Origin of the sequence: Devosia sp. 1635 (assembly GCF_013185955.1) — a bacterium.
GTDB lineage: Bacteria > Pseudomonadota > Alphaproteobacteria > Rhizobiales > Devosiaceae > Devosia.
Genome location: NZ_JABAOM010000003.1, coordinates 15,001 through 29,552 on the forward strand (window position 1 = coordinate 15,001; position 14,552 = coordinate 29,552).

The window sequence follows — 14,552 nt, forward strand, 5'->3', positions numbered from 1 at the left end:
CAAATCGCCATGGTTGAAAACACGCTGCAGAACCTCGTGCCCGCTTCGGGCATGCCGGCGGGTATCCGCTTGCGTATTCTTTACGGTCCGCTGACGCGCGAGTCCAAAAGCCTTGTGCCGTATCGCATGAGCATATATCGCCCCGCCGGCGGCAAGGAAGGCATCAGCCCTCATATTGCTACCGTAGCGCTGACCGATACCGGCCAATATGTCGTGGGCCTCGAGCCCGATTTTGTCGAGTTTCCCGAGGAAGACGCTGAAGAGATCAACGTCGCCAACCTGCCCAGCGTCTACCGCTCGATCTGGGAAACCGGCCGCAAGCACGATCTGGACGACCCCACGATTGCCCGCATCATCGGCATGTTCGCCTATGACGTCGACATGAACAAGAAGATCAGTGCAGGAGACGGGATCGAGATCCTCAAGAGCGCGCCGGACGCCGAAGGGCGCACTGAACTGCTTTATGTCGGCCTCACTCTCGGAAGCACGACGCGCCAGCTCTACCGGTTCATGACGGGGGACGGTGTCGTGGATTTTTATGACCCCACCGGAGAAACCGGCAAGCGCTTCTTGTCCCGACGGCCGCTTGAAGGCGGCGGCACCTTGCGGTCGCGCTTTGGTTATCGCGTTCACCCGATCTTCAAGAGCCGCCGTCTGCACACCGGCGTCGATCTTGCCGCCCGCTCGGGCACCCCGATCTATGCGGCGGGTGATGGCGTTATCGAGTATGCCAAATGGCAATCGGGCTATGGCAACAAGGTTGAGATCAAGCATGTGAATGGCTATGAAACCGCCTATGGCCACATGTCGCGCTTTGCCGATGGCATGAAGCCGGGCGTGAGGGTGCGCCAGGGACAGGTCATCGGCTTTGTCGGATCGACCGGCAATTCCACTGGGCCGCATTTGCACTTCGAGATCCTGATCAACGGCAATCTGGTGGACCCTCTCAGCGTCAAGCTCCCCCGGGAAAATACGCTGCCAAGCCAGTTTGAAGCGGAGTTCCAGCAGACCATTGCCCAGATCAACGATCTAATGGCGCGTGAACCGGCACCGGTAACGGTCGCAGCGGTGAACTGATCCCGCCGACGCGGCGCCTCACTCCGGCCGTACGACCCAGACGGCCATTTCATTGCCTCCCGGTTCACGGAAGTGAAAGCGCCGTCCGCCAGGAAAGTCGAAAGGAGCGCGAGTGATGGTTCCGCCCGCAGCCCGCACTCGGGCTTCGGCCGCATCGAGATCATCGGTGCGAACAATCGCCATTGTTGAGGCAGAGCGCTCGGGAGCTTGATCCACTCCACCCTCGATCCCCGCATCCTGCAGGGCGGCATAGTCGGAACCAAAAGCCAGGCTGCCCCACCCAAATGCCGCCTGAAAAAAGGCGGTAGTGGCGGCGCGATTGGAAGTCGGAAACTCGATGTAGTCGATGTGGTCGGTCATCGTGCGGCCCCCGTTCAGTTTCCATTATGGTCGCAGCCGGGACAAACGCAAAGGCCGGTCTCTCGACCGGCCTTTACCGCTTTTAGGTTGCTCACGCGGCCGCTTCGGTTGCGGGTTCACCGCCCGGCAGCAAGTGAATACCCTCATCATCCGCATCCACCACTACCCGGTCGCCATCATTGATCCGGCCGGCGAGGATTTCGTCGGCTAGCGGATCTTGCACGGCACGCTGGATCACCCGCTTCAACGGGCGCGCCCCATAGGCGGGCTCGTACCCTTCCCAAGCAAGCCAATCACGAGCACGCGGCGTAAGCTCAAGATCGATGTCACGGTCCTTGACCAGCTTCTTAAGCCGCGCGAACTGGATATCGACAATGGCGCCCATATGCTCACGCCCCAGCCGGTGGAACAGCAGGATCTCGTCCAGCCGGTTCAGGAATTCGGGCTTGAACGTATCCTTGACCCGATCAAGGACGCGTCCGCGAACTAGGTCGACGGGATCGCCATCCTCCAGATCGTTGACCAGGATATCGGCTCCGATATTGGAGGTGAGAATGATTACCGTGTTGCGGAAATCCACGGTACGGCCCTGCCCGTCTGTCAGGCGCCCGTCATCGAGCACCTGCAGCAGCACGTTGAACACATCGCCATGAGCCTTTTCGATCTCATCGAACAGGATCACCTGATATGGCCGGCGCCGTACGGCTTCGGTTAGCACCCCGCCTTCATCATAGCCGACATAGCCCGGAGGAGCGCCAATCAACCGCGCCACCGAGTGCTTTTCCATGAACTCGCTCATGTCGAGACGAACCATTGCGGTTTCGTCATCGAACAGGAACTGGGCCAGGGATTTGGTCAGCTCGGTTTTGCCCACGCCGGTCGGCCCGAGGAACATGAACGAGCCGATCGGCCGGTTGGCATCCTGCAATCCAGCGCGAGCCCGCCGTACCGCCCGCGATACGGCTGCCACCGCTTCAGCCTGCCCGATCACTCGAGCACCCAGGGCTTCTTCCATATGCAGCAGCTTTTCGCGTTCACCTTCCAGCATCCTGTCCACCGGAATGCCGGTCCAGCGGGAGACGACCTGCGCGATATGGTTGGGGGTCACCACCTCCTGAGCCATCACGGCGTCGGGTTGGCCATCCCCATTGCTGTCCTCGGCAAGCTTGATGCGCTTTTCCAGGTCCGGAATAACGCCATAGGCCAGCTCGCCTGCCCGGGCGAGGTCACCCTGACGCTGGGCAATCTCGAGTTGGCTGCGGGCGCTATCGAGCTCCTCCTTGAGCTTTTGGGAGACCTGGAGCCGATCCTTTTCGCTCAGCCACTTGGCCGAAAGCGTTTGGGCCTGTTCCTCCAGCCCACTCAGCTCCTGCTCGAGGCGTTCAAGCCGCAGCTTAGAGGCATCATCCGTTTCCTTGCGCAGCGCTTCCCGCTCGATCTTGAGCTGCATGATGCGCCGATCCAGCTCGTCGAGGGCCTCAGGCTTGGAATCCACCGCCATGCGCAGGCGCGCGGCGGCCTCGTCCATCAGGTCGATGGCTTTATCAGGCAAGAACCGATCGGTTATATAGCGGTTCGACAAGGTTGCCGCGCTCACCAAGGCAGAGTCCGAAATGCGAATGCCGTGGTGCAGCTCGTATTTCTCCTTGAGCCCGCGCAGAATGGAGATCGTGTCCTCCACGGTGGGCTCGTCCACAAATACGGGCTGGAAGCGGCGAGCGAGGGCGGCGTCTTTTTCCACATGCTTGCGGTATTCATCGAGCGTCGTCGCGCCAATGCAGTGCAGTTCACCACGCGCCAAGGCGGGCTTGAGCAGGTTGGAGGCGTCCATCGCGCCATCGGCCTTGCCCGCGCCCACCAGGGTGTGCATTTCGTCGATGAACAGGACGATCTTGCCTTCCGCAGCGGTTACCTCACTGAGCACTCCCTTGAGGCGCTCCTCGAACTCGCCGCGATATTTGGCGCCGGCAATCAGCGCACCCATGTCGAGCGACATCAACGATTTGTTCTTTAGCGACTCCGGCACGTCCCCATTGACGATTCGAATGGCGAGGCCTTCCACGATCGCGGTCTTGCCCACGCCGGGTTCGCCAATCAGCACCGGGTTGTTCTTGGTCCGGCGGCTCAGGACCTGGATCGTGCGACGGATCTCCTCGTCACGGCCGATCACCGGATCGAGCCGGCCTTCGCGCACATCCGCTGTCACATCACGGGCATATTTCTTTAGCGCCTCATAGGCATTCTCCGCTGAGGCGGAGTCAGCGGTGCGGCCCTTGCGGATTTCCTCGATGGCGGCATTCAGGGTCTGCGGCGTGACGCCGGCCGAGGACAGGATCTTGCCCGCCTCATTGTCTTTTTCCACCACCAAGGCGAGCAGCAGGCGCTCGACGGTCACATAGGAGTCGCCAGCCTTTTGGGCAGCGCTTTCTGCGGTATCAAAAACGCGAGCAAGCTCGCGGCTGAGATATAGCTGTCCGGCATCACCGGAAACCTGTGGGATTTTGGCCAGGGCTGCTTCAACGCCTGCCCGTGCCGATTTTGGGTTGCCACCGGCGCGCTCAATGAGACCTGTGGCCATTCCCTCTTCGTCATCCAGCAAGACCTTGAGCAAGTGCAAGGGGGTAAACTGCTGGTGGCCTCTGCCTAGCGCGAGGGTCTGCGCGCTCTGGATAAAGCCACGTGTCCGCTCGGTATATTTCTCGATGTTCATGCAACTCTCCTCTTAAACGTCCGACATTCCTCTGGTGGAGCCTGGCCCAGAAGAAGCGTCGTACGTCAGTGTGCGCCGGCTCCCTGAGGGCAGCGCCATTTCACCAAGGGATATAGGAAGGCCCGCGGCGGGAAAAAGGGGCAGGCGCAAGCTTGGGAGCGGCTTTGGATCAGTGAGCCTTAATGCACTTCATCACGGTCAAATAAAAAGGCCGGGTAAAAACCCGGCCTTTTGATCTTAATGCGCCTTACTCAGCAGGCGTTGGCGTTCCGCCGGTCAGAAACGCGGGGAGTTCCCCGACGCTGCCTTCTTCGGCGCCGCCCGAGGCCTCAGCTCCCGCATCTCCACCGACTGGCCGGCGGCGGCGCGGCCGGCGTTCACGCGGCTTACGCGCCTCGCCTTCGTTTTCTTGAGCCACAACGGGCGCTGCCGGCTCTTCGGTAGGGGTCTCGCTCGCAACCGTCGCGGCTGGCTCAATTGCCGGCTCAGTCCGCTCCACATTCTCAGGCCGGCGCTGGCGCTGCTGACGATCACCCCGTTCCTGGCGTTCCCCCCGCTCCTGTCGCTCGGGGCGCTCTGCCCGTTCCTGGCGTTCGGGCCGGTCTTGGCGTTCACCGGTTTCGGGTGCGTCTTCGTTCTCGACCTGCTGAGGCTGTGCCGGCTGGGGCGAGGAAAAGCGCGAGTTGATCTCGGGCATATCGTCGTCGTAATCGTCGCTTTCCTGGCCCTGCTGGTCCGGGCGGAAGCTGCTCTGCTGCTGTGCTGCCGCGACGATGCGGAAATAATGCTCGGCATGCTGGAGATAGTTTTCCGCCATGACAGAGTCGCCGGACGACTGCGCGTCACGAGCTAGCTGCATGTATTTTTCCGCGATATGGGCCGCGTTGCCGCGCACCTTTACGTCGGGTCCCGTGCTCTCGAAGTTACGAGAGAGGGGATTCACATGCTTGCGTCCACCGTTGCGGCCGCGCGGACGGTTCTTGTTGTTATTCTGATTGTTGTTGGGTCTCATTGGTCGCTGTTCTAACTCTAGAAGTTAAGCGTCACATTCATGGCGGACCGGCTGCGCCAGGTCAGGCCAAGTCCCCGTTGAAGCCCAAGCTTCGTCTTTGGGGGTTCATCTGGCTTCATGAAAACCGAAAGCCGTCAAGCGGCGGCGCCATCTTGCCCTGGATCACCATGCGTCGCTCCAGCAATCCGCTGGAACCGCGCTGCGCCCTGCAGCTACAATGATCAGGTGGCTATCGCCGCGGCGCCCATGATGCGCCACTGACAACACCAATAAGCTAGCCTGTTTGGCCCGTATTTGCCAGCGCTAATTTGCGCCGTCACAGAGCCGTGCAAGCCTTATCGCCTAGATGGTGCCCGCTTACCACACGATCAAGCCCCGCCAGATCCTTGTGAACTGCCACGTCAACATAGCCGGCGCTACGCAATATTTGAGCGACGGCTTCTCCCTGAGTGGAGCCGATTTCCAGCAGCAAATTACCGCCCGGCTTCAGCCAGTCCTGCGCCCCCGCCGCAAGGATCGGGTACGGTGTCAGGCCGTCATGCCCTCCGTCCAATGCCAGAACAGGGTCATGCTCACGTACTTCGCGCGAGAGCTTGGCTAATTCAGCTGTTTCGATATAGGGCGGGTTGGATACAACGAGGTCAAACTTGCCCCTGCCGTTTTGATTGGCTGCCGCCAGTGGCTCGAACCATGAGCCCTGCAGCAGATCAAGCCGCTCAGCCACTCCATGTCGTTCTGCATTGCCGCGGGCGGCCTCGAGCGCCTCGGGGCTAAGGTCAATCGCCGTGCCTCTCGCATCGGGCCGGGTATGCAGTACGGCAATGGGGATGCAGCCGGTTCCGGTGCCAAGGTCCAATATGGTGCCGTTCCCGGGCAACAGCCCAAGCGCCAGATCCACCAGCAACTCAGTGTCGGCCCGTGGCTCAAGGGTCGCGCGGTTGAGACGGAAAACGAGGCCATAGAACTCGCGTTCGCCCATGATCCGGCCAACAGGCTCTCCGGCAAGTCGCCGCTCCATCACAGCCCCAACGCGCGCAACATCCTCCGGCGCCACGGGCTCTCGCTCGCGTGTCGCGAGGTTGAGGGCGGAAAGGTTTAGTACCCATCCCACCAGCAGCTTGGCATCGATTTGCGCGTTGTCCATCCCTGCAGCAGCCAGGAGGTCACGCCACTGGCGCCAAAGCGTGCCGACTGTCGGGGAGGCGCTCAGCTGTTGTCCTCAAGCGCCGCCAGTTGTCCGGCCTGGTTCTCGGTGATCAAGGCTTCGATCAACTCGTCCAGCGCTTCACCGGCCAGGATCTTGTCTAGCTTATAAAGTGTCAGGTTGATCCGGTGATCGGTTACGCGACCCTGCGGGAAGTTATAAGTGCGGATGCGCTCGGAGCGGTCACCCGACCCCACCTGCCCTTTGCGCTCAGCGGAACGGGCGCTGTCGCGCTCTTCGCGCTGCATCTCGTAAAGACGCGAGCGGAGCACGATCATGGCCTGTGCACGGTTCTGATGCTGACTCTTCATCGCGGAAGTAACCACCAAACCGGTGGGCAGATGGGTAATACGAACCGCCGAGTCCGTGGTGTTGACGTGCTGGCCGCCGGCGCCTGAAGCGCGCATCGTGTCGATGCGGATGTCCTCGGCCCGAATATCGATATCGATGTCCTCGACTTCCGGCAGAACTGCAACCGTAGCGGCCGACGTATGGATGCGTCCTGAGCCTTCCGTGGCCGGCACGCGCTGGACGCGGTGCACGCCGCTTTCGAATTTCATGCGCGCATAAACGCCCTTGCCACTGACATTGGCGATGATTTCCTTGAAGCCGCCCGCTTCCCCCGGGCTTTCTTCCATGATGGTCACCTTCCACCCGTGGCCGGCTGCATAGCGCTCATACATGCGGAACAGATCGCCAGCGAACAGCGCCGCTTCGTCGCCCCCGGTGCCACCGCGAATTTCGAGGATGACGGATTTTTCGTCGGCCTCGTCCTTGGGCAGCAGCAAAACTCGGATGGCTTGAAACAACTCTTCGATCCGCTCTTCGAGCGGGCCGATCTCGGCCTCGGCCATTTCGGCCATGTCCTTGTCGCCGGACTGGGCAAGCTCGCGCGCCTCCGCCAAGTCCTTGCGGGCTTTCTTGTAGGCGGTGATCTCGCCCACGATAGGCGCGAGTTCCGCATGCTCTTTGGAGAACTTGACGAACTCGTCCGGTCCCGCGCCGCCCGAAAGGGCCGCTTCCACATACTGGAACCGCGTTTCGAGCGCGTCGAGCTTGTCCTGAGGAAGAGAAGGCATGGTAATCCGCGGCTGGTGGCGAGAACCTGCCCGTTACACCGGCAGGTTCTGCTTGTCGATCCACTCCTTGATGAGGTCGCGGATCACAATCCCTTCTGCACCGTCACTTAGGGCTGCCGCAACCGACATGCGGATTGGCTTGAGATCGAGATTGAGTACCAGTTCCTTGATCGGTCCGATCGAGGCCGGGCCCATGGACAGCCGCGTCATGCCGATCGCCATAAGAGCCAGCGCTTCGACCGGTTTTCCGGCCAGCTCGCCACACATGGTCACCGGAATATTGTGCCGACGGGCCGCGTCCACCACCGTGCGGATCGCCCGCAGCCGCGGCAGCCCGACAGGATCATAGTTCTTGGCGACACGGGGATTCCCCCGGTCGGAAGCAGTCAGAAATTGTACCAGGTCATTGGAGCCGATCGAGACGAAGTCGGCCTCGGGGAGCAATTGGTCCAGTTCGAACAACAGGGAGGGCACCTCAACCATGGCCCCGAGCTCAAGGCGCGACGGCGTTGGCTTTCCCGCGCGACGCAGCCGATCAATCTCGCGATGCACGACGAGCCGCACCTGCCGAAACTCGAAGGTCTCGGTCACCATCGGCACCAAGATCTTGAGCGGCCGCCCCTCCGCAGCCAACAATAGCGCCCGAACCTGGGTGCGCAGCAAGCCGGGCCGGTCCAATCCCAATCGGATCGAGCGATAACCCATGGCCGGGTTTTCCTCGGCCATGGAGCGCATATAGGGGATGACCTTGTCGCCCCCGATATCGAGGAGCCGGAACACGACTGGACGCTCGCCGGCAATCGCCATGGCTTGGGAATAAAGCTCAACCTGCTCGTGCAAGCGCGGCAGCTTGGACGCGATCATGAACTGCAGTTCGGTCCGGAACAGCCCCACGCCCGCAGCGCCGGTCTCGTCCAGCATTGGCAGATCGGCGACGAGCCCCGAATTGTGCAAAAGGGTGATCTCAACGCCATCCCTCGTAATCGAGGGCTTGTCGCGTAGCGCGGCATAATGGGCGCGTCGGCGAGCCGACACCCGAACCTTGTCGATATAGGCCTGCTCGATATCGGGCGTGGGCCGGAGATACACAGCGCCAGCTGGGCCATCGATGATGATGTCATCGCCCGTTTCACACATGGACACGATCGATTGCGCCTGCCCAACCGCCACCATCCCTAGCGAGCGGGCGACAATTGCCACATGGGCGGTAGCGCCGCCCTCTTCGAGCACAAGGCCCCGCAACTTGGTGCGGTCATATTCCAGCAGCTCGGCCGGACCCATATTGCGCGCAACCAGGATGGCATTGTCGGGCAACTCCTTGCCCCCCATCGCGGGTCCATCCCCGGTCAGCACCCGCAGCAAGCGGTTGGCCAGATCGTCGAGGTCATGCAGCCGATCGCGGATGTAGGGATCGGTCTGGCGCATCATCCGCGCGCGGGTATCGTTCTGCACCCGCTCCACCGCCGCCTCCGCCGACAAGCCATTATCGATGGCTTCGGACAAACGATGCACCCACCCACGGTCATTGGCGAACATGCGGTAGGTTTCGAGAATTTCGCGATGATCCGAGCTCGGCTGCATGTCGCCATGATCGAGCATCGCATCGATCGAAACGCGCATCTGCTCGAGCGCATGCTCGAGGCGCCGCTGCTCCTGCTCGGTGTCTTCGGCGATGAAGTTGGTCACGACCACCCGTGGGTCGTGCAACACCACGGTTCCTAGGGCCACCCCTTCGGTCAGACTCACTCCGGTGAACATGCGCGGCCGCCTCAGATCGATATCCGATCCTGGCTTGATCAGATTGTCGAAATCGGAAGTAGCAATCATTTCGGCCAGGATCGTGGCCGTGGTGAGCATGGCTTCGGTTTCGTCTTCGCCGTAGTGGCGGCGCTCAGCATTCTGAACGACCAGCACCCCCAAGGTCTGGCCCGCCCGGAGCACGGGAACGCCCAAAAACGCATAATAGGGATCTTCCCCGGTCTCTGGGCGATAAGCAAAGCCGGGGTGACTGGGAGCGTCATCGAGGCTAAGGGGCTCGGCCTGGGCCGCAATCAGCCCTACGAGGCCTTCCCCGAGCCGAAGCGTGGTCATGTGGACCGATTCGGGTGCCAGTCCCTTGGTGGCAAACAGCTCGAGCGCGCCGTCGTCGCGCAGAACATAAAACGAGCAGACATCGGCCCGCATGTTTTCGGCGATCAGGGATACAATCTTGTCGAGGCGCTCCTGGCTGCCGAGCGGCTCGGCCATGCAGGCGCGCAATTGCCGCAGCAGCACGCGTGGCCCGCCAATCGAATTGCCCATATCAGCCCGACGGCCCAAGCCGCCCCTCTTGTACAGGAGCGGCCAAGGCCTCCTCCGTGGCCTCAGGCGTCCTTCTTATCCAATCCGTAATACGTATGGAGCGCCCGAACCGCAAGCTCGGCATATTGCTCGTCGATCAACACCGAGGTCTTGATTTCCGATGTGGTGATGAGCTGGATGTTGATGCCCTTGTCGGCCAGGGCCTTGAACATCGACGAAGCCACGCCCGCATGGGAGCGCATGCCAACTCCGATCACCGAGATCTTGGCGCTGCCCTTGGAGCCAGAAACCTTGGCATAGGCGATCCGCTCGCCGGCATTTTCGAGCGTCTTGAGCGCCTTGTCATATTCGCTGTCGGGAACGGTGAAGGTGATGTCGGTGGTCGCGCCATCGTCAGAAATGTTCTGGACGATCATGTCAACGACAATCCCCGCATCGGCCAGGGCGCCGAAAATGGCCGCAGCCACGCCCGGATGATCCTTGACATCGCGCAGGGTAATCTTGGCTTCGGCCTTGGCGAGCGTCACGCCCGAAACGATCTGCTTTTCCACTATCTCATCCTCATCGCAAACAAGCGTGCCTGGCACCCCCGGCGTGCCATCGGGCGCCAGCTGGGGCGCATCGGGGTCATCGAAAGTGGAGCGGACCAGGAGCGGCACCTTGTGCGCCATGGCCATCTCGACCGAGCGGATCATCAACACCTTGGCGCCGAGCGAGGCCATCTCCAGCATCTCTTCAAACGAGATCTTGGACAGGCGCTGCGCTTTGGGCACGATGCGTGGATCGGTTGTGTAAACACCGTCCACATCAGTATAGATATCACAGCGATCGGCCTTCACCGCAGCAGCTACGGCGACCGCACTGGTATCCGAGCCACCCCGCCCAAGTGTCGTAATCCGGCCGCGCGGGGAAATACCCTGGAAGCCGGTGATCACCGGCACGACCCCGTCGGCCAGATAGGACTCGAGGCGCGTTGGGTCGATCCCTATAATGCGGGCAGCGCCATGCGCGTCATCGGTCTGGATCGGCACCTGCCAGCCAGCAAAGGAGCGCGAGGGAATGCCCATTTCCGCGAGCACAATGGCCATCAACCCTGCGGTCACCTGCTCGCCCGAGGCCACGACGGCATCATATTCACGCGCATCGTGGAGTTTCGAGGCCTCGCTGACCCAGCCCACCAGTTCATTGGTCTTGCCCGACATGGCCGACACGACAACGCAGACCTGGTTGCCGGCTTCCACCTCACGCTTGACGTGGCGGGCGGCCTGGCGAATGCGCTCCACATTGGCAACTGATGTGCCACCGAACTTTACGACGATGCGGGCCAATGAGATCCCCGAGACTGTGCCGAACCCGGCGGTACGCTTCTGATCGGGGGCCGACATGCCACAAAGGGGCGAAGCAATCAACTACGCACATCCCGCCCTGCCGCCCCCGCCCCTGGAATGGGGGCAAGCTTGGATGGGTCTCTCACGCGCCAAGAACCGTCGGTCTTGCCTCCGCCATCTTCCCGAGGCCATATGGGCGACAAAGCGGAGCCAGCCATGACCGACACTACCATCAACAATGCCGAGGTCGCCAAGTTTACCGCGATGGCCGAGGAATGGTGGAACCCGGCTGGCAAGTTCAAGCCCATCCACAAGTTCAATCCGGTACGATTGGGCTTTATCCGCGAGCACGTGCTCTCCCATTTCGGCCGGGATGGCACCTCTGTTCGCCCCTTCGAGGGGCTGCGCATTCTTGATGTCGGCTGTGGCGGCGGCCTTCTCTGCGAGCCTCTGGCCCGGCTTGGCGCCGCGGTGACAGGTATTGATGCTGCCGAGCGCAACATTGCCATTGCCCGGCTGCATGCCGAGCAATCCGGCCTCGACATCGATTATCGCGCCACCACCAGCGAGGCGCTCGCCGCACAAGGTGAGAGCTTCGACATGGTGCTCAACATGGAAGTGGTCGAGCATGTCGACAATGTGCCGCTCTACATGAAGAGCTGCGCCGACCTGGTCCGGCCCGGCGGCATGATGCTGACGGCCACCATCAATCGCACCGCACGCGCCTATGCGCTTGCCGTATTCGGTGCTGAATATGTGCTGGGCTGGCTGCCGCGGGGCACCCATGACTGGAAAAAATTCCTGACGCCCGAGGAGATCCGCACCCTGCTGGTCCGCAACGGCCTTCGCGTCACCGCTGAAACCGGCGTGGTTTACCATCCGATCGGCGATGAATGGCGCCGCTCGCGGGACATGGGCATCAACTACATGATCCTTGCCGAACGCCCGGCCTAGCTTCGCAGGAAGTTCTCGATGATTGTTTGAATTTACCTAGAGGCTTCATATGCGCTCCGCTTCAGCCTTCTCTGCTTTGGCACTGACCTTGCTCTTGGCCGTACCGGCTTTCGCGCAAAGTGAGGAAGCCGTGTTCGAGAGGATCGAAACGATTCAGGGCGACGCAGAGGGTTTTGGCGAGGCATTCGCTACGCTACAGGAAGCATTTCTGATGGGGGATCCGGCGCAAACCCTTGCCGAATTGGCTAACTACCCGTTCGAGATCGCTGCCAATGGCGAACTCTACGACATCTTTGCGCCCGAGGACCTGGTGGACAACTTCGATACGCTGATCAGTGAAGATACCCGCGGCGCTCTCGCCAGTCAGGATTACGCCGATCTGATCGTCACCAGCGAGGGCGTCGGGTTCGGCGATGGCGTGCTGTGGATGGCCAACATCTGCACTGACGAGTCCTGCGACGAGACCTACTGGGCGATCACCCGCATCAACAACTAGCCCATGGCTGCGTCTCCACCGCCTCCAACAGCCACAGCAAGGGGCGTACCGTACGGTACGGTTCACCTTGATCCCGCCTTGGAATGGGTCTATGAAGCGGAAAACCGCCGGGATTAGACGCGCCGGCGCAGCTTTCCGAGGACCGTGATCATGCCCGCTTACCGCTCCCGCACGACTACCCATGGCCGCAACATGGCCGGCGCCCGCGGCCTTTGGCGCGCGACGGGCATGAAGGATGGCGATTTCGGCAAGCCCATCATTGCCGTCGTCAACAGCTTCACCCAGTTCGTGCCGGGTCACGTCCACCTCAAGGACCTCGGCCAATTGGTGGCTCGCGAGATCGAGGCAGCCGGCGGGGTCGCCAAGGAATTCAACACCATCGCGGTGGATGACGGCATCGCCATGGGCCATGACGGCATGCTGTATTCCCTGCCCAGCCGCGACATCATCGCCGATTCCGTCGAATACATGGTCAACGCCCACTGCGCCGACGCCATGGTGTGCATCTCCAACTGCGACAAGATCACGCCCGGCATGCTCAATGCCGCCATGCGCCTCAATATCCCGGTGGTCTTTGTGTCGGGCGGGCCGATGGAAGCGGGCAAGGCCATGCTCAAGGGCAAGCTGCAGGCGCTTGACCTGGTCGACGCCATGGTGATGGCTGCCGACGATCACTATAGCGACGAGGAAGTACAGGCCGTCGAAGAAGCCGCCTGCCCCACCTGCGGCTCATGCTCGGGCATGTTCACGGCCAATTCCATGAACTGCCTGACCGAAGCGCTGGGTCTGTCGCTCCCAGGCAACGGCTCGACGCTCGCCACCCATGCGGACCGCAAGCGCCTCTTCCAGGAAGCGGGCCATCTCATTGTCGATCTCGCCCGCCGCTATTACGAGCAAGACGACGAGACGGTCCTGCCCCGCTCGATCGCGACCAAGGAAGCCTTCGCTAACGCCATGTCACTCGATATTGCCATGGGCGGCTCCACCAATACCGTGCTCCACATCCTCGCCGCCGCTCATGAGGGAGGCGTGGATTTCACCATGGACGACATCGACAACTTGTCGCGCAAGGTGCCGGTGCTGTCCAAGGTGGCGCCGGCCAAGAGCGATGTTCACATGGAAGACGTGCACCGCGCCGGCGGGATCTTCGCCATTCTGGGCCAACTCGACCGCGCCGGCCTCATCAACCGCAGCGAACCCACCGTGCATGCTGCGACCATGGGCGATGCGCTCGACAAATGGGATATCTCGCGCACCAATTCCGATGCCGTGCGCAACTTCTTCCTGGCCGCACCTGGCGGCGTGCGCACCACCCAGGCTTTCTCGCAGGCCAATCGCTGGACTGAACTCGATCTTGATCGCCAGAACGGCGTGATCCGCTCGGCGGAAAACGCCTTCTCCAAGGATGGTGGCCTGGCCGTGCTCAAGGGCAATATCGCGCTTGATGGCTGCATCGTCAAAACCGCTGGCGTGGACGAGTCCATCCTCAAGTTCACCGGGCCAGCCCGGGTGTTTGAGTCCCAGGACATGACCGTCAAGGCGATCCTGTCCAACGAGATCCGCGAGGGCGACGTCATCGTCATCCGCTACGAAGGTCCCCGTGGCGGCCCGGGTATGCAGGAAATGCTCTACCCAACGAGCTATCTGAAGTCCAAGGGGCTCGGCAAAGCCTGTGCCCTCCTGACCGATGGGCGCTTCTCGGGTGGCACGTCGGGGCTCTCCATCGGCCACGCCTCCCCTGAAGCTGCCGAAGGCGGCGCGATCGGGCTGGTTCGCGAAGGCGACATAATCGAGATCGATATCCCCAACCGCACGGTCAATGTGCTGGTGAGCGATGCCGAACTGGCGGCCCGCCGCGTTGAGCAGGACCAGCTCGGCTGGAAACCAGCCCAGCCGCGCAACCGCAAAGTATCCACTGCCCTCAAGGCCTATGCGGCCTTTGTGACGTCCGCGTCCAAGGGCGCAGTTCGCGACGTTGACGCCATCAACAAATTGATGGACTAGGGCCGCATTGCTGACCCCACTCTGCGC

General features: G+C 61.7%; 11 protein-coding genes (1 of these 11 running past the window's edge). 4 read left to right on the top strand and 7 right to left on the bottom strand.

The window, feature by feature from the left end; genetic code table 11:
- Positions 1–1,077 carry the 3' portion of a M23 family metallopeptidase gene (locus HRU92_RS12345; RefSeq protein WP_172125719.1) on the top strand. 897 nt of this gene lie to the left of the window's left edge, so only the last 1,077 of its 1,974 coding nucleotides appear in the window; its start codon lies off the left edge, out of view; it ends in the stop codon at positions 1,075–1,077.
- An 18-nt stretch (positions 1,078–1,095) separates the two neighbouring features.
- On the opposite strand, the gene HRU92_RS12350 is transcribed toward HRU92_RS12345, so the two are convergent.
- From HRU92_RS12350 to HRU92_RS12380, 7 genes are all read right to left on the bottom strand, one after another.
- Positions 1,096–1,437 carry a VOC family protein gene (locus HRU92_RS12350; RefSeq protein WP_172125717.1) on the bottom strand — a complete coding sequence of 114 codons (342 nt, stop codon included), beginning with the start codon at positions 1,435–1,437 and terminating at the stop codon, positions 1,096–1,098.
- 91 nt (positions 1,438–1,528) lie between these two features.
- Entirely contained in the window at positions 1,529–4,147 is a 2,619-nt protein-coding gene (gene clpB, locus HRU92_RS12355) for an ATP-dependent chaperone ClpB (RefSeq protein ID WP_172125715.1), read from the bottom strand.
- 247 nt (positions 4,148–4,394) lie between these two features.
- The gene (locus HRU92_RS12360) at positions 4,395–5,159 is read right to left on the bottom strand and encodes a DUF4167 domain-containing protein (RefSeq protein ID WP_173088258.1); all 765 of its coding nucleotides are present in this window, start codon (positions 5,157–5,159) and stop codon (positions 4,395–4,397) included.
- Positions 5,160–5,475: 316 nt separating this feature from the next.
- Positions 5,476–6,369 (bottom strand): peptide chain release factor N(5)-glutamine methyltransferase, encoded by an 894-nt coding sequence (gene prmC / locus HRU92_RS12365; RefSeq protein ID WP_282567769.1) that lies wholly within the window; start codon positions 6,367–6,369, stop codon positions 5,476–5,478.
- Entirely contained in the window at positions 6,366–7,442 is a 1,077-nt protein-coding gene (gene prfA / locus HRU92_RS12370) for a peptide chain release factor 1 (protein ID WP_173088260.1), read from the bottom strand. The genes prmC and prfA overlap by 4 nt, the downstream gene beginning before the upstream one ends.
- 33 nt (positions 7,443–7,475) lie before the next feature.
- Positions 7,476–9,743: a phosphoenolpyruvate--protein phosphotransferase gene (gene ptsP, locus HRU92_RS12375; protein WP_172125752.1), complete on the bottom strand. Its 2,268-nt coding sequence runs from the start codon at positions 9,741–9,743 to the stop codon at positions 7,476–7,478.
- A 62-nt stretch (positions 9,744–9,805) separates the two neighbouring features.
- Entirely contained in the window at positions 9,806–11,071 is a 1,266-nt protein-coding gene (locus tag HRU92_RS12380; RefSeq protein WP_172125751.1) for an aspartate kinase, read from the bottom strand.
- 216 nt (positions 11,072–11,287) lie between these two features.
- Here HRU92_RS12380 and ubiG point away from each other — a divergent pair, with 216 nt between their 5' ends.
- The 3 genes from ubiG to ilvD all read left to right on the top strand — a co-directional run bounded on the left by ubiG (position 11,288) and on the right by ilvD (position 14,525).
- Positions 11,288–12,025: a bifunctional 2-polyprenyl-6-hydroxyphenol methylase/3-demethylubiquinol 3-O-methyltransferase UbiG gene (gene ubiG / locus HRU92_RS12385; RefSeq protein ID WP_172125709.1), complete on the top strand. Its 738-nt coding sequence runs from the start codon at positions 11,288–11,290 to the stop codon at positions 12,023–12,025.
- A 49-nt stretch (positions 12,026–12,074) separates the two neighbouring features.
- On the top strand, positions 12,075–12,521 hold the full coding sequence (locus tag HRU92_RS12390; RefSeq protein WP_172125707.1) for a hypothetical protein: 447 nt from the start codon (positions 12,075–12,077) through the stop codon (positions 12,519–12,521).
- Positions 12,522–12,671: 150 nt separating this feature from the next.
- The gene (gene ilvD, locus HRU92_RS12395) at positions 12,672–14,525 is read left to right on the top strand and encodes a dihydroxy-acid dehydratase (RefSeq protein WP_172125705.1); all 1,854 of its coding nucleotides are present in this window, start codon (positions 12,672–12,674) and stop codon (positions 14,523–14,525) included.
- The last annotated feature ends 27 nt before the right edge of the window (positions 14,526–14,552 follow it).

Excerpts from the sequence above, each read along its gene's own strand:
- HRU92_RS12350 (WP_172125717.1), bottom strand. The coding sequence starts at position 1,437 with ATGACCGACCACATCGACTACATCGAGTTTCCGACTTCCAATCGCGCC.
- HRU92_RS12360 (WP_173088258.1), bottom strand. The coding sequence starts at position 5,159 with ATGAGACCCAACAACAATCAGAATAACAACAAGAACCGTCCGCGCGGC.
- prfA (WP_173088260.1), bottom strand. The coding sequence starts at position 7,442 with ATGCCTTCTCTTCCTCAGGACAAGCTCGACGCGCTCGAAACGCGGTTC.
- clpB (WP_172125715.1), bottom strand. The coding sequence starts at position 4,147 with ATGAACATCGAGAAATATACCGAGCGGACACGTGGCTTTATCCAGAGC.
- HRU92_RS12390 (WP_172125707.1), top strand. The coding sequence starts at position 12,075 with ATGCGCTCCGCTTCAGCCTTCTCTGCTTTGGCACTGACCTTGCTCTTG.
- ubiG (WP_172125709.1), top strand. The coding sequence starts at position 11,288 with ATGACCGACACTACCATCAACAATGCCGAGGTCGCCAAGTTTACCGCG.
- ilvD (WP_172125705.1), top strand. The coding sequence starts at position 12,672 with ATGCCCGCTTACCGCTCCCGCACGACTACCCATGGCCGCAACATGGCC.
- ptsP (WP_172125752.1), bottom strand. The coding sequence starts at position 9,743 with ATGGGCAATTCGATTGGCGGGCCACGCGTGCTGCTGCGGCAATTGCGC.